The organism is Oceanobacillus arenosus (assembly GCF_003369575.1).
GTDB classification, from domain to species: Bacteria; Bacillota; Bacilli; order Bacillales; family Amphibacillaceae; genus Oceanobacillus; species Oceanobacillus arenosus.
In genome coordinates, this window is the sequence record NZ_PIOC01000028.1 from 147,025 (window position 1) to 166,629 (window position 19,605).

Annotated in this window: 18 protein-coding genes and 2 pseudogenes; 13 read left to right on the forward strand and 7 right to left on the reverse strand. The window is 33.8% G+C overall.

Annotated elements, in window-relative coordinates; all coding sequences use genetic code 11:
• Positions 1-217: 217 nt before the first annotated feature.
• Positions 218-457 carry a hypothetical protein gene (locus CWR48_RS18305; RefSeq protein WP_115774758.1) on the forward strand — a complete coding sequence of 80 codons (240 nt, stop codon included), beginning with the start codon at positions 218-220 and terminating at the stop codon, positions 455-457.
• Positions 458-625: 168 nt separating this feature from the next.
• Here the strand turns inward: CWR48_RS18305 and CWR48_RS18310 are convergent, their stop codons facing one another.
• Positions 626-958, reverse strand: coding sequence for a hypothetical protein (locus CWR48_RS18310; RefSeq protein ID WP_115774759.1), 333 nt, complete (start codon positions 956-958; stop codon positions 626-628).
• Positions 959-1,353: 395 nt separating this feature from the next.
• Here CWR48_RS18310 and CWR48_RS18315 point away from each other — a divergent pair, with 395 nt between their 5' ends.
• The 3 genes from CWR48_RS18315 (at position 1,354) to CWR48_RS20940 (ending at position 5,896) form a co-directional block, all read left to right on the forward strand.
• Positions 1,354-4,140 carry a TrlF family AAA-like ATPase gene (locus CWR48_RS18315; RefSeq protein ID WP_115774760.1) on the forward strand — a complete coding sequence of 929 codons (2,787 nt, stop codon included), beginning with the start codon at positions 1,354-1,356 and terminating at the stop codon, positions 4,138-4,140.
• 507 nt (positions 4,141-4,647) lie between these two features.
• A complete protein-coding gene (locus CWR48_RS18320; RefSeq protein WP_018933262.1) occupies positions 4,648-4,836 on the forward strand; it encodes a hypothetical protein in 189 nt (62 codons plus the stop codon).
• A gap of 217 nt (positions 4,837-5,053) precedes the next feature.
• On the forward strand, positions 5,054-5,896 hold the full coding sequence (locus CWR48_RS20940; RefSeq protein WP_245976859.1) for an SAV1803-related protein: 843 nt from the start codon (positions 5,054-5,056) through the stop codon (positions 5,894-5,896).
• A gap of 280 nt (positions 5,897-6,176) precedes the next feature.
• Here CWR48_RS20940 and CWR48_RS18330 read toward each other — a convergent pair whose 3' ends face one another.
• Positions 6,177-6,665, reverse strand: coding sequence for a VanZ family protein (locus CWR48_RS18330; RefSeq protein WP_115774761.1), 489 nt, complete (start codon positions 6,663-6,665; stop codon positions 6,177-6,179).
• A gap of 324 nt (positions 6,666-6,989) precedes the next feature.
• On the opposite strand from CWR48_RS18330, the gene CWR48_RS18335 reads away from it, so the two are divergent.
• Entirely contained in the window at positions 6,990-7,379 is a 390-nt protein-coding gene (locus CWR48_RS18335; RefSeq protein WP_342772479.1) for a VOC family protein, read from the forward strand.
• A gap of 687 nt (positions 7,380-8,066) precedes the next feature.
• On the opposite strand, the gene CWR48_RS18340 is transcribed toward CWR48_RS18335, so the two are convergent.
• Positions 8,067-9,731, reverse strand: a complete 1,665-nt coding sequence (locus CWR48_RS18340; RefSeq protein ID WP_115774762.1) for a DUF262 domain-containing protein — start codon at positions 9,729-9,731, stop codon at positions 8,067-8,069.
• Positions 9,732-9,891: 160 nt separating this feature from the next.
• Here CWR48_RS18340 and CWR48_RS18345 point away from each other — a divergent pair, with 160 nt between their 5' ends.
• Together CWR48_RS18345 and CWR48_RS18350 are read left to right on the forward strand one after the other, a co-directional pair.
• A complete protein-coding gene (locus CWR48_RS18345) occupies positions 9,892-10,191 on the forward strand; it encodes a helix-turn-helix domain-containing protein (protein WP_170140809.1) in 300 nt (99 codons plus the stop codon).
• A gap of 367 nt (positions 10,192-10,558) precedes the next feature.
• Positions 10,559-11,278, forward strand: a pseudogene (locus tag CWR48_RS18350) (DUF72 domain-containing protein); the annotation flags it as partial.
• Between the two features lie 298 nt (positions 11,279-11,576).
• Here CWR48_RS18350 and CWR48_RS18355 read toward each other — a convergent pair.
• Both CWR48_RS18355 and CWR48_RS18360 read right to left on the reverse strand, forming a co-directional pair.
• Positions 11,577-12,113, reverse strand: a complete 537-nt coding sequence (locus CWR48_RS18355) for a ribonuclease H-like YkuK family protein (protein WP_115774765.1) — start codon at positions 12,111-12,113, stop codon at positions 11,577-11,579.
• 302 nt (positions 12,114-12,415) lie between these two features.
• A complete protein-coding gene (locus CWR48_RS18360; RefSeq protein WP_115774766.1) occupies positions 12,416-13,342 on the reverse strand; it encodes a ketopantoate reductase family protein in 927 nt (308 codons plus the stop codon).
• Positions 13,343-13,462: 120 nt separating this feature from the next.
• Here CWR48_RS18360 and CWR48_RS18365 point away from each other — a divergent pair, with 120 nt between their 5' ends.
• The 6 genes from CWR48_RS18365 to CWR48_RS18390 all read left to right on the forward strand — a co-directional run bounded on the left by CWR48_RS18365 (position 13,463) and on the right by CWR48_RS18390 (position 17,731).
• A complete protein-coding gene (locus CWR48_RS18365) occupies positions 13,463-14,086 on the forward strand; it encodes a class I SAM-dependent methyltransferase (RefSeq protein WP_115774767.1) in 624 nt (207 codons plus the stop codon).
• Between the two features lie 80 nt (positions 14,087-14,166).
• Complete coding sequence (locus CWR48_RS18370) at positions 14,167-14,622, forward strand: MarR family winged helix-turn-helix transcriptional regulator (RefSeq protein ID WP_115774768.1); 456 nt, start codon at positions 14,167-14,169, stop codon at positions 14,620-14,622.
• A gap of 52 nt (positions 14,623-14,674) precedes the next feature.
• Positions 14,675-15,295 (forward strand): nitroreductase family protein, encoded by a 621-nt coding sequence (locus CWR48_RS18375; protein WP_115774769.1) that lies wholly within the window; start codon positions 14,675-14,677, stop codon positions 15,293-15,295.
• A gap of 182 nt (positions 15,296-15,477) precedes the next feature.
• Positions 15,478-16,239, forward strand: coding sequence for a GNAT family N-acetyltransferase (locus tag CWR48_RS18380; RefSeq protein WP_115774770.1), 762 nt, complete (start codon positions 15,478-15,480; stop codon positions 16,237-16,239).
• 221 nt (positions 16,240-16,460) lie between these two features.
• Positions 16,461-17,297 carry an undecaprenyl-diphosphate phosphatase gene (locus CWR48_RS18385; protein WP_115774771.1) on the forward strand — a complete coding sequence of 279 codons (837 nt, stop codon included), beginning with the start codon at positions 16,461-16,463 and terminating at the stop codon, positions 17,295-17,297.
• Between the two features lie 29 nt (positions 17,298-17,326).
• Positions 17,327-17,731, forward strand: coding sequence for a VOC family protein (locus CWR48_RS18390; protein ID WP_115774772.1), 405 nt, complete (start codon positions 17,327-17,329; stop codon positions 17,729-17,731).
• A 287-nt stretch (positions 17,732-18,018) separates the two neighbouring features.
• On the opposite strand, the gene CWR48_RS18395 is transcribed toward CWR48_RS18390, so the two are convergent.
• Both CWR48_RS18395 and CWR48_RS18400 read right to left on the reverse strand, forming a co-directional pair.
• Positions 18,019-18,918, reverse strand: a complete 900-nt coding sequence (locus tag CWR48_RS18395; RefSeq protein WP_115774773.1) for a patatin-like phospholipase family protein — start codon at positions 18,916-18,918, stop codon at positions 18,019-18,021.
• A 459-nt stretch (positions 18,919-19,377) separates the two neighbouring features.
• Positions 19,378-19,605: pseudogene (locus CWR48_RS18400) on the reverse strand (IS3 family transposase); the annotation flags it as partial.

A 19,605-nucleotide genomic window follows, 5' to 3' on the forward strand; every position in this document is an offset into this window, starting at 1 on the left:
GCTACGAGCGAATGGCTAGTTCTTACTCGACGGGAATCCCACCCGTTATATGACACGACCTAAGCTCGGCCGCACAAGCACCATTTAGTGAAATGCAAGATTAACTTCTATTTGTTGATTTCGTAAAAGTGTTACATTTAAATATTGCAATTTAGGCAAACTATACTTGTAATTCGGTAGAGTATTCCTAATATTAATTTAATTGGAGGAGAACAGGATGGGTACTACTAATGTAATTGCTAAAGTTCTTTATTATGCAGGAATTATAATTGCTGTACTTGGAGTTATACTGGGTTTTGTTTTTGGTCGATTTGAGTACGTAGGTAAACCTGGTATTATATGGGGTCAAGTTTTTGATTGGGCTTTAAGAGGAGTTATTTCTGGATTATTTTTAATTGCGTTATCTGAGGTTCTTAAACTTTTGGAAAACATCAAGAATTTACTAATAAGAAATTAGTTGTAAAAAGCATTGCAGAGTAGCCTAAAATATTTACCTTATAATGTAAATATTTTTTATTGAACAATCCTACCCAATTACTACTATTCGAAAAAAGGTGCGTTAACCCTTCTTGAATTAACGCGCCCGTTAGTAATAAGTAGCTGATTCAAACCAAAGGACTAATATTTAATTTGAATCTGAAGGTTTTTGAAGTAGAGATTGTTCCCCTTTCGTATTTTCTACAATAATAAAATCAGTTTCATTTTTTACAGAATAAATAACGGTATCTTCTTCATAAAAGTTGGATTGATTGTTTTCTGGAAAAATTTGTGGTTCTACTTTTTTGGTAACCCTACCAATCTCTTCGTCTATTTCGTAATCAGTCAAATTTCCATTTGTGCCATTGTATTCAATTCCATTGATAACAACAACTATTGAATAGCTTCCACCTGATGTAGAATCTTGGTTACAAGCTGTTAGTACCATAGCAAACATCAATATTATTAATAGTCTCTTCATTAGATCTCTCCCCTTTTTCAAATACTCCTAACACCCCAAAAATTTAAATTACCTGAGCTACATTAACTACTTCTAACTTATTTAAAAAATATATCTGCTTATTCAACTAACCTGCGCCGTTAGTTTAAGTACAATATTTCACAAAGTTATTTTTCCATATATTTTTATATAAAATATACCTCTTCCTATTAAAAGGATAACTATTAATTAAGCTAATAAAGAACTACCAACTTAATAGTATGTGTTAATTAGTGAGGAAGGTTGTATAATAATAAATAGGAAAATTGGATTATTTTGTAAAATAGAAGTGGAATCGTTGTAGTGATAAAAGGAAGTTAAATACGGTCTATTTATATAATAATCTAGTTAACTATTAAAAGCTTGGAGGTATAGATATGGAATTTAGAGGAAATAGATGGTACAAATGTGATTTACATCTGCATACGCCAGTAAGCAAGTGTTTTCCTAATAAAGAGGTTACTGCAAAAGAGTGGGTTCAGACTTGCTTGGATAAGGGATTAGAAGTTGTTGCTGTTACCGATCACAATAGTGGAAATAATATTGACCAAATAATTGAAGCTTCCAAAGGTACTAATTTAACCGTTTTCCCTGGTGTGGAGATTACTTGTGACACTTCAAAAGTTCATCTACTAATCTTGTTTGATAAGGATAAACGTACATCCGACATCAATGCATTTCTCCATTATTGCGGGATTCAAGACCATAAGTTTGCAGAACAAGACGCTACTACGGACGAAAATGAAACAATATTTACCATAGCAGATAAGGCAAATAGTCGCGGAGCACTAGTTATACCAGCTCATATAGACGAGTATAACGGCGTCTCCGAAACCAGTAACCAAACAATAATAAACTTTTTTAGTAAAACATATATTAATGGGGTTCAGGTTGTTAATAAGGAACTATATAACCAGGATAGTTATCCTCCTCAAGAGAGGTTGAAAGCACTTAGAGAAAGATATCCTCTCATTAATGAAGATTTAGTACGTAAATGGAGTAATGCAGTAAAGCTTGCAAAAGATAGTAACAAGGCAATTCTTACTTTCTCGGATAATCCAAGTGGATTAGGGGAATCTACTCACGGCCTATGGGGAATCGGAAGTAGATATACTTGGATTAAAATGGATGAGGACGTATCCTTAGAGAGTCTGAGACACGCTTTACTAATGCCAGAACAGAGAATTAGGAACGATTTTGAATATCAGGAAAATCCATATAATAAACCGGAACTAATTATTAAAGAATTGGTGATTGAGAAAACCTCTTTAAATGAAGAAGGACCCTTACACATTCAATTTAATCCTCAATTGAATACTATTATTGGTGGGCGCGGCACGGGTAAATCTGCTATACACCGAATTATACGTGGACTATTTGATTATAATAGTGACCTAGGAGATTTCAGTGAACTACTCAAAGAACAAACAAGTTTCTTTAAACAAGCCGAAATAGCTAGAGGAGAAGAAGAAAAAAAAGGAATCTTAACTAATGAAACTGTAATTGAATTCTTTTTAGAAAGGCTAGGACGTACATACAAAATTAATTACTCCAACTTTCAAGGAGGAAGATTCAATAAATCCTTTTTCAAATTGAATGAAGAGGGAATCTTTGAAGAGTCAACGGATTCCATATTAGAACTATTTAAAGCAGAAATCTATTCACAAAAGCAAATATACCATATTGCCACTCGACCTAATGCTTTAAGAGAGAAAATAGATCAATCAATAGATTCATTAGATGAAACTTTGACCGCAATAAAAGACAGACAACATAAATATTTTGAGACAACTGCTAAAATAAGAACTATTAAGGATCGAATAGATAGAAAAGGAAAAATAGAAGTAGAGAAAAATGATATTCAAGAAAGACTCTTAGAGTTCAAAGAAAAGGGATACCAAACTATTTTAAATAAACAGAAGGAAGCAGAAGCCGATAATTCTCGACTACAAGTTGTAATCAATGACCTAGAACAGAAAGAAATTAGCCTTCGGGAATTTATGGAAGAATTCACTTACCCAGATATTGATTCATTTAAATTTACAGCGGATGCAGAAGAAGAATTAAAAATGATTTTAGCCAGAAATACTACAGAATTCCAAAACGTTATTACAAAACTAACTGAGGCAAGTATCACCTTATCTAAAGCTAAAGAATCCTTAAGTAATGCAATTAGTTCTTCTATCTGGAATCATAACTATCAAGAAATTAAAAATGAGTATAACATCGTACAAGAGACTCTATCCAAAAAAGATTTAGAAGACCTTGGTAATATAGAAAACCTTTCAAATCAATTAACCGATAAAGAAAACGAACTTGCAGATATTACAAAAGATGAAGAAGAATTACAGTCTCTATCAGAAGAATTAGTAGCTATTTCAAATTCTTATTTAGAATTGAGAAAGAGGGTTACGTCTCTTCGAAGGGAGTTTCTACAAACGGTTTTAACTGATACTCCGAATATTAGGATTGAAGTTCAACCATTCCGTGATTCCGAGAACTATGAATCTAAATTAAGAAATATTCTTCAAAAGCCAGATACATTTATTGAGGACTTTAAGACAATAATCTCTTTCGTTTTTAATGGCAATGCCGAGAAAAAAACCAAAGAATTACGTGAAGTAATAACCTCTGTTAAAAATTCAGGAGCAAATAATGAAAGATTTACCGGGAGGTTCAATAACTTAATTCAAGGTTTAAATGATGAGCAAATGGATAAGATTAGTCTGCTCTATCCAGAAGATAAAATTGAGGTTAAATACAAAGCGAATGAAGCATCGGGATTTAAATCGATTTCTAACGCTTCAGCTGGTCAAAAAACTTCTGCAATTTTAACCTTTCTATTGTCTTACGGTTCTTCTCCTTTACTCTTAGATCAACCAGAGGATGATTTAGATAACCAACTTATATATGACTTAATTGTAGATCGTTTAGCTAACTCTAAGAACAAACGCCAGATTATCGCAGTCACCCACAATGCAAACATTCCAGTTAATGGAGATTCTGAATGGATTGTAGCAATGAACTCCGAAAGTAAGGATGTAGAAGTCCTTTGTCAAGGATCTATAGAAAATGAAAGTATTAAAGACGCAATATGTAATATTATGGAAGGAGGAAGAGAAGCCTTTCAACTGCGGGCCAAACGGTATAAAATAGAAATATAGACTTTTATCCTGTGAAGTTCTAAAAATCAGGCTACTTGTGTTAATTTACCTTCAAGCAAATTCTATCTAGAAAACAGACTATCTAATAGGGTTTCGCTTTGAGGTGTATTTCCACAAGAACACGACTCAAATAACATTATAATTGACCGATAAAATTACATATAAAATCCGTCTAATTTTAGACGGATTTTATTATTATAACGACAAGGATATTGTTGAATTTTCTAAAAATTACTATGGTATAATAACTCTGTGAAATATTGTACTTAAACTAACGGCGCAGGTTTGTTGCAGAACATTATATAACGTTACGTATTATGAAACCTATTAACATAACTCATCGTATTACTTATACGAAAGGATCAGGATTGTTGAAGAAAGTACCTCGTCTTATACTATTTTCTTAAAGATTGTTGTTTTTAGTAAAGGTTATTCAAAATGGTAAATCAGTAATGATGTAGAATCAATATTTTGATGCGCTATTTAAATTGGAAAAGGAGGAAACTTATGAAAAAGTATATTTGTAATGAGTGTGGAGGAGAATTCTCCAAAAATCAACTCGATTCAGAATTACTGGTAGATGGAGAGTCTTTCTGCAAAGGATGTGCTAGCAGCTTAATGGAAGCTGGAAGAGACTTTGTAGATCCTAATCATAATTTTGATTCGTATGAAGACTGGGACAAAAATGGACGTTAACTAAAATAACAGAAGTATTAAGAATAGACCTCAATAAGTTGGTTAAATTTTTTTATTATTTCTTTGCTTACTATATGGGTGCGTTGATCTAAGAAGGATTAACGCACTTTTTTGTTGAAGTTCTTATTGTGCTATAGGGGCAGAAGAGTTGAAGAAGTTCGTTTATAATACGATTTTAGGGAGAGAAAAATGTAACTAGGATTAGGGGGGATAGTTAATGAGTAGATTTAAAGAATACTTGAATTTACTATCGAAAACTTATGAAGAAGCAATTGGATTTTTACTTCAGAAATACGGTCCTGCACAAGATGATTATTTTAGAGAGAAATCATATCAGAGGTTTATGAACGGAGAAATAAAAAGTATAGCAAAAGGGAAAATATCAAGAACTAATGCAGGTTTATATTGTCATCATATTGATGAGAATAAATGGCTAAAGATGGCGGATTTTAACTTTGTGAGAAAATATAATATTCCATTTGAATCTCAAAAGAAAGATAGGCTAGTATATTGTGATTTAATTGAGCATAGTATTTTACACGCTTTAATTTCGAAAGAAACTGACTCTGAATTTGGCTCTCCAGGATACGAAGCGTATTTAAAACCAAAGGTTGAAATGTGGTATCTTGATAAAATAATCCCAGATTCAGGGTGGGAGAAATTTTGTTATAATAAATCATTTTTAGAGGCTGAAGAAGCATTCAATATTTTAAAATCGATGGAAAATAAGTTAGGGGGAAGTTATTACAATACTTTGTCGGATTATAATGAAGAAATAATGAAAAGGGAAGTAGAAAGAATAGGATGGCTAAAGAAGCGAGAGCAAAGACGAATTAATCAGAGACACGAATCGATAACGTATGCTAAGCAATTAGATAGTAAAGATCCTAGAGAGAGCATTGTTTCCACGAGTTATTCTATATACATAGAATATCAAGATCCAAAGGATATTTATAGAAAAAATATAGCGATGACATATGAAGAATACAAAAGTAAAATGATGAAATATACAAAAGAAGAAATATTGGATGATCTTTTGACATATATAGAAAGTTTATAGAAGTATTGGTAAAGAATTTGGTCAAGGATATAAAGCGAGTTATAGAGAAGGTCAAATAAATGTATTCCTTGTGTAGAATAAGGTTTTAAATAAAGACTATGTGAATCTTTATACTTAAAGTAACTGGTGCTTTAGCAATAGACTATGTAAAAAAATCCATCCGACTCCATTTAGAAGTTGTATGGATTTTTTTCCTTAAAAGCTAGAAGTTGATGAAATAAGTCTTTGGGTTGTATGTAAGGGAAATGCCCTGTTTTTATTAAAGTAACTGGAGAGATAGTTACTTGGATACCGAGTCATTATCCCCTGTTTTTTGAGTTAATTTATAAATAAGATTAAAAGCATAAAATCCTAATATGCATCCCAATGTATTTAATATAATCTTATCAATATCAAATGCCCCTATTTTAGTTAGAAATTGGATTACTTCAATAGTTAAACTTAGAATAATTGATATAAATATAACTTTAGGCAATCGTATCGTCCTGAAAGTTAAAGGGAGTAGAACCCCTAAAGGGAGAAATAGAATCAGGTTTCCAAGTGTATTGAAAAACCAAGTATCGAAGTTATATTTATTGAAATTTAGTAAATAAGTTAAAATAGTTTTAAAGGGAATAATATTGTAGGATGCATTATAATCTGCTTGAAATCTTAGAGAGAATACCCTTGTTCCCAAGAAGCTTACTACGAATAGTATGAAAATATAAACAGCAAAAGCTATATTGGAGATCTTTTTAAACATTTTATTTTCAACATAAACTGCTTTCATAATTATACCCCCTTCAACTTAAATATATGAACGAAGAAGAGCTTGTATGAAAATATTGGTTATTACACGTACACAAACGGATGCAATTGTTGAATAAGATGTACCTTTTCTTATTCAAGTAACTGATGCTTTAGCACAATAGGAAGATCGTCGATACAGCTCTCTCTTGAGTTAATGTAGCATTTAGTTAAATAAATATCTGAATCGTATGTATAATCGTATTAGAAGAGAGAGGAGATAAGACAATTGATTAAAGGTATTTATGAAGCACACTTACCAGTAAGCAATCTAAAAAAAATCTATTGAGTTTTATAAAAATTAGATTTGGAAATTGCTTACGAACAAGAAAAATTAGTGTTTTTCTGGATTGAGAAAGAAAAAAGTTGGTTAGGGTTATGGGAAACAGATAAAGTGAATACACCTTACCACCCTTCGTTAAGGCATATAGCTTTTCAAATTGATAAAGATGATATGAAAAATATTAAAGGGTGGTTAGAAGAAAGAGGAATAGTTGTCTCAACTAACTTTGGTTTTCCTCCTGGAAGACAACCAATAGTATTGCCTAATAATCCACAAGCCCACGCAGCAATATATTTTAAAGACCCAGATGGAAATAGTATTGAATTAATCGCTCCCTTAAGGATAGATTTTGAAGAAGAATTTGAAATGATGACTTTAGAAGATTGGGAACAGAACAGCAACATTGTGAAGTAATGTACTTAAACTATTGGGTGATTTATTTTAAGAAGAAAATGACACGGATTTCTTATTAAAGGTCCTTTTTATTCACTCGTTAATAATTATTTGTAGCAATACCATAAATACTTTCTTAGTAAAACAAGAACAGGATCATCCTTAGAAAGAGTAACTTTATTTACTGTAAAATCTTTGAACTTAGAGTTCTCTATTTTTCCTAATAGAACTGCACGATGCTCCGCCCTAGATATTCTAGAGTTCATAACAACCCATCCCTTCAAGGTAAATATCAATTATTAGATTTCCGATATGCTGTTAACATTTGTATAAAATCAACAATAAAACATATATCTTTAGGTAATCTATATTCTGAAAGTAAACTATGTATGTACCATTTTCTCTTACGCCTATTTGAAAGTTTAAAAAAAGTTTCTGTTCCTTTTATCTTATCTAATATTAAGTTCGCAGCTTTTTCGTAATCATCATTTTTGAAAATAGGTTTATCATTTACATTACCTAAGTTCCTATTATAACCATATAGAACTACAAGAGACAGAAATCAACTTAACATTATTATTAATGAAGAGGTACTAGAGCATTGTCTAAGGATATATTACAAAAGTAAATTTTTTCAGCAAAATGCTCAGTTCAAATTAGAACTGAGCAAACCTTTTTACTATGCTTTTCATTATGATTAGTTAATACTTACTTAGTATTATTAAAGGCCCATATTTTTTTTGCTAATCCCGCCAAGTATTTACTTCTCTTTACAATTTCATCAAACGTCCACCTTTGTTTTTGGCATAAATTCTTAGTTATGGTTATAGCGGATTGTTCATATTTCCCCTTTTTTTTTGAAAATGAAGAATTTGAAGCCGTAATATTTAATTCACTTCCGAGAAGAGTTAGGTTTCCAATTTTATTTACATATAATGTATATTCTGTTGCCTTTACTCCAAGTTCCTTTTGCCAATCATTATTAGAATTCATACGACCTATTTCCCTTGGCATTATATGCTCAATATGAACGTCGGAACGTTCCCCAATTATTTTTTCCTTTGTATTATTTGTTAAAAAGTTTTCAATAGCTTCCAAGATATATTTAGTTTGTCCAGATCTATTAAAATCTCGACTTTGGAAGTGTAAAAAAAACTCGTTGTCTGTAGGGGTTTTATTCTTTAAATACCCAATAATATAATAAATTGGATTCTGTTTAGTAAATGCTTCTAAAGCCAAGTGATTATAGACTCTATCTATATCTCTAGTTGAAATATCACAAACACTCCTTCTTACCATAAACACTTCTATAGCATCTAAAACTAAAATTAATTGTTCTTTAGATAATTCTTGAGAAAAACATTTCAGAAGAAGTGGATAACTTGCTGTTGCCTCGATTCTTACTAAATTCTTTAGACGTTCATCTATCTCCTTAATCCCCATCATTCCATTATATAATTTTAGATACATTTCTGAGTGCAACCATATATCCTTAACTAAACCAGATAAATCATCACTTGTATCAATTAACCACTGATATTTAGAATATAATCTCGGAATAGTCACTACACCGTATTCAGTTGAGAATAAGTAATGTCTAAAAAACCGTACTTTATCGTGGCGGACGGACTGTATATCTTCAATGTTTTCAATAATACTATCCCATATCTCAATGGTTTCTTCTAGTAGGTCCTCATCTTCATTAGATGAAAACTTACTTAATAGATAATTTTTAATAAGATCTACTGATGATAAGGACAAACCGCGATTATTAAGTGTCTCAAACAATTTAAATGCATCATAATAGGAATCAGTCACCATTAAAACAAGATCTAGTGAATCTAATAATTTCGTATAAATATGTTGCCAGTTTAGTTTACTATTCTGGAGCTTTTGTATAAAAAAATTATATGCTTGTACTATTTTTTTATTTTTTGATTCATCACCATTAAATCTCTTCTCAACAAGCTTTTTAAATAATTTATTATCTTTTCTTCCTAAAATTAATTTGGGCTCAAATTCATCTATGGTTGAACTTTTTAAGAAGTAGTTGTCTATATAAGCAGCCCGCTCTTCATCTGATTCCCTCGCTAAATCACGTATAGCAATTAAAAGGATTAATATTGTGGTTATGCGCTGTTGACCATCAACTAATTCTAAATATGTAAAACCTTTTTGTTTCTGTTGGCTTATTGTAATAACAGAACCTAGGAAGTGTGTCTCATTACCATCAATTCTGATTAGGTCTTCCCATAGATCATTCCATTGATCCCTCCCCCAATTATATGGCCTTTGATATAGAGGGATTCTAAAGACTTCATTTACGCTTCCAAGTAGCTTTCCTATACTAAGTCTTTTTGTATCGATTGACATATTTTCACCTCAAAATTAGGCATTCTAATCACAATTATATTCCTAAAGGAATATTTTTATACTTAAATTATTCTTTTAGGAATAATTTATATTTTTCTTAACAATTTTTGCTATGATATTTACAACTAAAAAGATAATTAAAAAAATGAGGTTAATTAGAATGTATATTCTTGGTGAGAGATTGAGGAGCATAAGAGAAGAAAAAAAGGTATCTAGCAAGCAATTGGAAAGATTATCCGGTATTAGCCAATCCGCTATAAGTAAAATAGAGACAAATATTCAGTCTCCATCTGTAGAGACTCTTATGAAGATTTGTAATGCATTAGATATTACTATTATTGATTTAATAGAGAATAATGATTTATCTCCTGACATTTTAAATCTAATTAGTACCGCTAAAAAGTTATCACCTTATCAAAGAAAAAAATTAACAGAATTTATCGATTCAATAATTAAATAGTTGCTTTATTCGGTAATAGAGGATTGTTAAGCTACGGTTATTTAATTGTAACTAATCGGTAACTAATCTTAAAGGGTTCCATTTTGAGATATATTTTCAAAGAATACCACTCAAATGACATTAAAATTGATTGTTAAAATAACAAATGAAAGTTGTATAATCAGACGGCTTTTATTATTGGATGTGTTATTTTATATTTTCCAGTTTGTTAAAAAAAACGAATATTAAACTAAAAAATTTGTGAAAATAGAAATGTTGAATCAATTCTCTTTTATACTTCCCGAAAAATTGGGAGAAAATATGTACAAGATTAATCAATATAGTTTATCTTGTTTTTATCCCAATAAATATTGATATACAATTAGGTGTCCAGCCCATACAAAATGCTGCGAAATGGGTGCGTGAAACACCGGATTCCTTCAAATTTATTGTGAAGGCATACCAAGGAATGACTGGACACAGACGAAGTGAACTTCCTTTTGAAACGAAAATAGAGATGTTCCAAGCATTTAAGGACTCTTTAAAACCATATGAAGATGCAAATAAGCTAGCGATGGTGCTTTTCCAATTTCCGCCATGGTTTGATTGTCGGGCTGAAAATGTGAATTATTTAAGATACTGCAAAAAGCTGATGGACGGTGTTCCAGTTGCGCTGAAGTTTAGAAACCAATCCTGGTTTAGTGAGCAGTATTATGAAGGCACACTTGCCTTTATGGAACAAGAAGGATGGATTCATGCGATTGCCGATGAACCGCAGGCTGGAGATGGCTCCATTCCGATTGTACCGATAGCAACAAATAAAGGTATGACACTTATACGAATGCACGGACGGAATTTCCATGGCTGGACGAAGCCGAAAAATGCTGAAACAAATTGGCGGGAAGTACGCTATTTATACAAATATAATGAGGCAGAGCTTCTAGAGTGGAAAAAGCGAATAGAAGAGCTGGCGAAGCAATCAAAGGATATCCTTGTGTTATTCAATAATAATTCTGGTGGAGATGCTGCGGGAAATGCAAAGGAATTTCAACGGTTGCTTGATATCGAGTATGATAATCTTTCTGCACAACAGCTGCGCTTATTTTAGGCAGATATGCAAGTTTAGATACTAGCATATCTGCCTCCATTTTCTTACTTATACAAATTCAAACAAACGTTTGTTTAAACGCACTAAAGACTTACATGCGAATTGCAACTGCCGTCCAAATCTAAAATCACAATTGATCCTGGCTCACAGTTTTTAGTAACGGCTCTTTTTAAAAAGGTAACAATATTTTAAAGCAAACGATGGAAAATTGTAGATTAGCCTAATATCTTCATAATAATTTTCTTGGCATATTTGCGAAATGGGCTATTTGTATGTAGCATCCTTTTATAACGAAAAATTACTTTGTATAACGATTGGCATAGCTGCTAGCGACAAACGAATCTGGTTTAATCTTTGGTTCGATCCCTAATGTTTCCATACGCATGACCATTTCGTTTACGAAAATTCTCGTTTTGTTACGATTTCCTGAACCAATATCAATGTGCCCTTCAATCGTGAAGGAGGATCCCTTGTAAATATGAGGTAAGACGATGTCAATTAATTGATTTTTTCGATTATCGGTGAACATGGAGACAATTTCTTCGGTTAGCGTTGTTTCGTAGGAGATTCTTTCATGAAGGTTTAACATCTTTCTTGGAACAACTACTTTGCGAATACAAGCCCATGCACCTTTTGTTTCACGTTGGATTACAATCCCTGTTATGAATCTGGTGTAAGTGGAATGAATTTGTGAATCTGTTCCAAAGATCAAGCGAAAGTTACCAATGGGGTCCTTTTCCATAAATTGAGCGATATTCAGAAATACTTCTTCAAAAGACATATCTTTTTGACTTAAGTTTTGAAACGTATAATCGATCAGTTCAAATTTTGTCATAACGTAAAATGTCCTCCTTTGTCTCGCTAAGTTAGTGTTCCACTAGGCTTCATTTGCTAGTACAAGAAGTGTGTTATTATTCTTATATTAATCATTATTACGAGATAATTGGTGTGAAATTCCTAAAGAATTGTAATGTTTTCTTAATGTTATGTTCTTGATGGACGTTTCGTGTGTGTGAATGTACGAATCCTCGTTGATTAGAAACTCAATTGTCACCAAGTTTTTATGAGATAACTTTATCTACTAAAAAAGCTCCTATCACCAGATATGAGCTTTTTAACAAAACTAACATCAAAATGTTATCTGCGGTATTTCGCGATTTCCTCCTTGACGTGAATAATCTTATATAGTTGTTCATTGACAGGGGTAGGGACACCGAATTCCTTGCCTATTTCACAGACCTTCCCGGCAAAATATTCAACCTCCGTTTTCCGATTTGCTTCGATATCCTGTAGCATTGATGTTTTCCCTTTTGGTGAGAGAAGATGCAAAACTGGTGTGTATTGTTTTACATCTTCTTCGGTTAAATGAACACCAACCTTTTTGGAAATAGTGACAACTTCATACATGGCAGCCAGCGCTAAATCATAGGCTGCAGGGATATTTTGAAATATACTATATGGTGCTTGTAACACTGCAGATGTTTGATTGATACCGACATTAAACATAAATTTTGCCCAGACAGAGTGCTTAATATCATCTGGAATTTCATATGAGATACCTGCCTCATTAAATAATTCCTTCACAGCGAGCACATCTTCTGATACGGATTGGTTTTGCTCGCCATAACAGATTCTTCCTAAATTGCCGTAATGAATGCTTGTACCATTTCTTTGTGCGTCAATCCCTACACACATACTATAAAGAACATGTTCATTACCGGTAGCTTCTTTAATTATCTCCTCGCTTGAAATCCCGTTTAAGAGGGAAAGGATAATCGTATTTGGTCCAATATGATGGCCTATTTCCTCTATGGCTTGGTCTAGCTCAGCATTCTTTACTGCGAAGATAACAAGATCCGCAGGTGCTGCAGCCGTGTCTGAAATCTGATAATGAAAATGGTAGGTTTCGCTATTTACATTAAGCCCAGTATCCTCATAACGTTGGATTCGCTCCTCATTTGCAACCACCGTAAGTGAATCTCCTAGGAGAAGATGTAGTTTACTGCCATATGCTGCGCCAATCGCGCCAAGTCCAATTAAGCTTACTGTATTTATTTTACCCAATGGTTTCTCCTCACTTTACTAATGTTTATCGTTTATACTAATAATAGCATAGAGAAATGAAATTACCTGAATTTATTATTTTCTGTTGGAGAACTATTACGAAGGAGTAGGAGCATCTAAGTGAAAGAATATCAATATGATAGATTACTGAGCATCAAGACGACAGGGAATCAGTGGGGGGTTCCAAGCTCAACACATTATAATCCATATGAGCCAACCCTTTACGAAGCATTAGAAGTATTATTTGATCATTATGAATTGAATAGAGAAGACCATCTGATTGATTTTGGTAGTGGGAAGGGGCGCCTCGGCTTCTATATCGATTACCATTTTCATGCAAAGGTAACTGGCGTTGAAATGAATGAGAAATTCTACAACATGGCGATGGAAAATCGCAGCCATTATTTGCATCGTACGAAGCGGAAGGGAGATAATATCCAATTTTATTGTGGACTAGCGGAGAATTACGCAATTGATCTGACAGCAAATCGCTTTTACTTTTTCAATCCATTTTCCGTGCAAATTTTCCAAAGAGTTATCCAGAATATATTACAATCTATCGAGGAGTCCGCACGTGAAATCGAGATTATTCTATATTATCCACATGATGATTATCTGTTTTATTTAGATAATCACCCCTCATTTGTTTTGAAGGAAGAAATTATCTTACCTAAGGTGTATGAAAAAAATCCTTATGAACGTTTTGTGATATATAAACTAATCGATTTAAATAATACAATATAAAATTTTGATACATTTATTAGAAATGCGCTATACTTAATTAAATGTCTCGAATTCGAAATAAATGAGATGGGAGGATATGCATGAATAATTCGGGAGAGTATAATCGTGATAGTGATCTATCATTAAAGTTATTAGTGGTTCTAACTCGTGCACTGGAATCGATTGAAAAACAAATTGTAAAGAATATCAAGAGCTATAAATTAAACTTGACGGAGTTTGCTGTATTGGAAGTGTTGTTTCATAAAGGTGACATGCCAATTCAAAAAATAGGTCAGAAGATATTACTTGCGACAAGCAGCATTACATATGTTGTTGATAAACTAGAAAATAAAAATTATGTGAAACGAGTGGCTAGCCCAACAGACCGTCGTGTCATCCACGCAACGATTACGAAGGAGGGTAAAGCACTGATGGCGGAGATTTTTCCCAAACATAAGGACGCACTTACGGAAATAATGGGTGGGGTGGATGTAAGCGAAAAAGAATGGCTGGTTGAACATTTAAAACGATTAGGGCTTCATGCTAAGAATCTATAATTTTCGCTTCAAAATACTAAGATTTTTAAAATAAAACTAGAGGTGATACATCATGGCAGAATTCGAACAGCTAATAAAAGAACGGCGCTCGGCAATTAATTTCTTACCAGATAATCCGATTTCCAAAAAGGAATTAAATGAAATCTTTGAAATGGTTAAGTTTGGACCAACGGCATTTAATCTGCAGCATGCAAATTATATTGTGGTAACCGATCCGGCAGTGAAGGAAAGAATAAAGGTAGCTGCGAATGGTCAATACAAAGTCCATTCAGCTTCTGCAGTTATTATCGTTACTGGAAATAAGAATGCATATAAGGATGCAGCAAGAATATATGAAGGATTATTGATGCTAGGAATTGTGAATAAACAAGAATTTGATTATCAAGTGGAAGACACAACATCATTATATACTACTAGGGGAGAAGACTTTCAGCATGATGAAGCAATTCGAAACGGTTCCCTTTCAGCTATGATGTTTATGCTGGCTGCAAAAGAAAAGGGCTGGGATACCTGCCCAATGATTGGATTCGATTCAGATGAAGTCAGGGAGATTTTATCGATTGATGACGAACAAGAAGTTGTACTAATGATTACAATTGGCAAGGAAAAAGTTTCAAGCAGAAATCCTCGAGGGTATCGTAAACCAGTTAATGAATTTGTTAGATTCGTATAGTCTTAGAAGCGGTAATAGGATAAGGTTAAAAATAAGTTGAGCGTGAAGACGATGACGAATTCCTCATAACTGAAATGAAGAAGGATACGAAAACATATGTATTCCATTAAAATGAATAATGGGGAATATATGTTTTGTTCGTAGGTAAGAAAGTTTATTTGTGAGAAGGAGGATTCGGGAAGATGAAATCAATTACATTCGCAGATATACATACAATCGGTGATATTATTGCTGAAAATGAGCTTTTTAGACAAGTTCACTGTCCAGATATGCCAAATCGGTATGATAGTAATTTCATAGAATTTAAACGCATGCCAACACTTAAGGAATTTACCGAGACAGCGGAATATTTGAGGGCGTTTCATTTAAAAAGGAATCAGAAGCATGTGAAATTTTACTTGCCTGAGAATGAAAAGCCAACTGCGGAACTGACAGATTATCTGCAAACAGAGAATTATGAGGTAGGATTTCTCGAGTTATATGCGATTGAGCCTGGGTTGTTTCCTAAGATAGAAGAGCAACCGATAATCGAAATACATGCTGTTGCAGCAGATAATTTTTCGATGTATCTTGATCTACAATATCAAGCAGATTTACAATTTGGTGTGGAATACGCGAAGCAGAAAGTAAATCTATATAAGCGTCATTTCAGTAATCCAGCGATCATGCAGATTATTGCATTCTACCAAGGGGTTCCAGCGGGATCAGTTGAAGTGATTATTACTGATGAAACTGCAGAAATTGATGGATTATCCGTAAAGGAAGCTTTTCAGAAAAAAGGAATTGGCAGCAGAATCCAGCAATTCGTGATGGGTACTTTTTCTGACAAAACCGTTATACTTGTTGCAGATGGGGAGGATACACCAAGAGAGATGTATCGAAGGCAAAATTATCAATACCTTGGCTTTCAATACGAAATATTTGAAAACATGGCATTGTCTTAGTTGCACTTATGTAGTAAAAACGTTATGATGCCTTTGTAACTACCAAGAAATTGATTAAGGTACGGATCAATCTAGAAACTGTTTTAGCGTAACAACCTTTATAAATTTGTGTTATAATCCAAAATGGATGTCAGTGAAAAAGAGGTTGTTCAATTGGTCAATCTCGCATATCCTAATAGAAGCTACGAATGCAAAAATAAAGATAGTAAGGAGTTTACATAATGGAGTTTATTGATTTATTAAAGGCAATCATTCTTGGGTTAGTAGAGGGACTTACAGAGTTTGCTCCTGTATCGTCAACAGGTCATATGATTTTAGTTGATGACATGTGGTTGAAATCGACGGAATTTCTCGGTAAGTATACAGCAAACACCTTTAAAATAGTGATTCAGCTCGGTTCGATACTTGCTGTTGTCATTGTGTTCAAGGATCGCTTTATTGATTTATTGGGCTTAAATCGTCTAAGTAAGAAGAAAGTAGTCGTTCATAATAAAAATCATTTGAATATCATGCATGTTATCGTTGGGATAATTCCAGCAGGTGTCTTCGGATTATTGTTTGATGACTATATTGATGAAAATTTATTTACTATAAAAACAGTTTTAATTGGTCTATTCATTGGGGCAATTTTTATGATTGTTGCTGACTTATTTAGCTCTAAGAAGCCTAAGGTTGAAACAGTCGACCAGATTACGTATGGACAAGCATTAACTGTTGGACTAATTCAATGTCTATCACTATGGCCTGGATTCTCAAGATCTGGGGCGACAATTTCAGGTGGTATTTTGACGGGAATGAGTCACCGAACAGCTGCCGACTTTACGTTCATCATGGCGGTTCCGATTATGGCGGGAGCAAGTGGTGTGTCGTTAATTAAAAACTGGCAATACTTCACGATAGATGCACTTCCATTCTTTATCGTCGGATTTATTGCTGCGTTTATTTTTGCGTTAGTATCAATCAAATTCTTCCTGAAATTAATTAATAAGGTAAAATTAATACCATTCGCCATTTATCGAATCGTATTAGTGATCGTTATTTATTTCTTGTATTTCTAATCTAGCTAATGCTGTAGGAGTGAGTATGAATGGAAAACTTAAGTACGAAAGTTCACCCGTTCTTAATGTTCGAAGGGGACGCAGAAGAAGCGATGAATTTATACACAACGGTATTTGATGATGCGAAAATTATTTCGATTACACGTTATGCCGCAAACGAAGCTGGTGAAGAAGGAACTGTAATGCAGGCTGTTTTCTCGATCAAAGGACAGGAATTCATGTGCAGTGATAGCAATGTAAAGCATGATTTTACCTTCACACCATCCATTTCGATGTTTGTAACATGTGATACGGAAGAAGAGCTTGATCACGTTTTTGAAGCGCTCTCCCAAGAGGGACAAGTTTATATGCCACTAGATAATTACGGATTTAGTAAAAAATTTGGTTGGGTCGGCGATAAATTCGGAGTTACATGGCAATTGAATCTTGCTTAGTATAGTTGATTAGCTTGCAAAAGGGGCTGAACATACATGTTGCGTATGTTCAGCCCCTTTATTATTAGGAAGCTACAAAATTGAATGCTGTAGATAACTTAATTACTGAGAATATCCACGTCCAGCTCCAGCGCTAAAGCTGTGGCGAGACTTCCCTCACCTCCGTAATCTAAGTCAACCGCTTACGCTCACCGTGTTTCCTTTATCTCAAAAGGCAAGGAGAAGTTCGACTAAGTTCGCCACGTCTTGTGGCAACGTCGAACCACCTCACGTCTGCGCTTTTGTTCCTACGAAGAAACAATTCCCATTGAAAGGGGATCGACATTGCTTTCCGCAGTGTTTATAAATCGTTTCAAGGCATCAATATTATTTTTTGCCTCGGAGTATCCTTGCTTGTACAATTCTTCGAGCTTTTTTTGACTTTTTTCTATTCTACTTGCCTTTAATGGTTGTTCCGGCTGGATAAAGAGTACTTCATTTCGCTTCTCCATTTCAACCAATGTTTGCATCGTTTGATTGTACGTATGATGGCGATCTCGTAATAAGCGAATGAGCTCGGGTTTTTCTTTGAAGAAGCGTCTGAAAAACCAGTTTAACATCGTTCCTCTTTTTATGTATCCTTTGTTTCTTGTCAAAATCACAACATTTCGTTTCAGACCTTGTTCTAGAAGCGGCTTGATGGGAATTGGATCAGAGACACCACCATCCATTAACTCAACTTCTTGATGGAAAATGCTTGATGCAAGTACAGGTAAGGAACAGGATGCGCGAGTAATCTTTATTAAGTCCTCCAATGTATCAAATTGATCAAAGTAGATAGGTCTTCCCGTATCGATATTGGTAGTACCAATGATGAATTTCGCAGCTGAATCTTGGAAAGCAAGAAAATCGATTGGTACAAGCTCCCTCGGAATCTTATCAAAGATATAATCCATGCCGAACAATTCCTTCTCTCGAATCATTTTTAGAAAGGAAATGGATTCCGGGCTTTTTCCTACTGCTTTTAATAGTTTATGATTGCGATCACGTTGTTTTGTTATATATGAGCTTCCGATTAGTGCCCCCGCAGATGCAGTTGCTACAACTGGAAATTCAATTCCTTTGTCCAGAAAAAGGTCGAGGACACCTGCAGTATAGGCGCATCTCATACCCCCGCCTTCCAATAAAAGGCCTACATTAGCGTTCAATCTAAGTCCACTTCCCTTACAATATATAACTATATTATAATTGTATTATCAAAACTCTAGCAATTTCAAGTCATGTGTTTGTATGTATTTTTACATTATCTTCATATCATTTACAATCTATGCCACATGACCAGATATTATTCTAGTTGCGCTTATCCATTCCACATCAATCAATACGTAATCAAGAATATCCATTGGAATCATAATATGTCCTTTTTCAATAGTACGCTATTATCTTCCATTTTCCTATATAAGGGATAAGAAGGCAATATATTGAATCAAGGATGGTGGTAGAATGTTGTAGTCCTAAACGGATAAGGAAACAGTGTTGCTAACGATATCCATAGTACCAAAAAAACACCCGATAGAAAAAAGCATTCACTTGCCACCACCCCGCATCACACAACTAACAGAAAAGGAATGTCCCACGGTGGTTACCCCTAAAAGTTAGAGTTTTTATTATGCAGCTGATTGGCTGGATTGAGTTCGGTATTCGACTGGACTCAATCCAGCCAATTTTTCTTTTGATCGTTCATGGTTGTACCAGTAGATATATTCTTCAATCCTACTTTTTAATTCTTCATAGCTTACTAATTCTTCTCCATGGAAGCATTGTCTGCACAGGTTGCTTTACGTGACATGCTTTGGAATACTTTATTTTCTTTTAATGTCCTCACCCATTTGTTG

Bases quoted from the DNA above. Each gene is read 5' to 3' on its own strand.
- CWR48_RS18310 (WP_115774759.1), bottom strand. From the start codon at position 958: ATGAAGAGACTATTAATAATATTGATGTTTGCTATGGTACTAACAGCT.
- CWR48_RS18305 (WP_115774758.1), top strand. From the start codon at position 218: ATGGGTACTACTAATGTAATTGCTAAAGTTCTTTATTATGCAGGAATT.
- CWR48_RS18355 (WP_115774765.1), bottom strand. From the start codon at position 12,113: ATGACAAAATTTGAACTGATCGATTATACGTTTCAAAACTTAAGTCAA.
- CWR48_RS18390 (WP_115774772.1), top strand. From the start codon at position 17,327: ATGGAAAACTTAAGTACGAAAGTTCACCCGTTCTTAATGTTCGAAGGG.
- CWR48_RS18385 (WP_115774771.1), top strand. From the start codon at position 16,461: ATGGAGTTTATTGATTTATTAAAGGCAATCATTCTTGGGTTAGTAGAG.
- CWR48_RS18375 (WP_115774769.1), top strand. From the start codon at position 14,675: ATGGCAGAATTCGAACAGCTAATAAAAGAACGGCGCTCGGCAATTAAT.
- CWR48_RS18345 (WP_170140809.1), top strand. From the start codon at position 9,892: ATGTATATTCTTGGTGAGAGATTGAGGAGCATAAGAGAAGAAAAAAAG.
- CWR48_RS18340 (WP_115774762.1), bottom strand. From the start codon at position 9,731: ATGTCAATCGATACAAAAAGACTTAGTATAGGAAAGCTACTTGGAAGC.
- CWR48_RS18320 (WP_018933262.1), top strand. From the start codon at position 4,648: ATGAAAAAGTATATTTGTAATGAGTGTGGAGGAGAATTCTCCAAAAAT.
- CWR48_RS20940 (WP_245976859.1), top strand. From the start codon at position 5,054: ATGAGTAGATTTAAAGAATACTTGAATTTACTATCGAAAACTTATGAA.
- CWR48_RS18330 (WP_115774761.1), bottom strand. From the start codon at position 6,665: ATGAAAGCAGTTTATGTTGAAAATAAAATGTTTAAAAAGATCTCCAAT.
- CWR48_RS18370 (WP_115774768.1), top strand. From the start codon at position 14,167: ATGAATAATTCGGGAGAGTATAATCGTGATAGTGATCTATCATTAAAG.
- CWR48_RS18380 (WP_115774770.1), top strand. From the start codon at position 15,478: ATGAAATCAATTACATTCGCAGATATACATACAATCGGTGATATTATT.
- CWR48_RS18315 (WP_115774760.1), top strand. From the start codon at position 1,354: ATGGAATTTAGAGGAAATAGATGGTACAAATGTGATTTACATCTGCAT.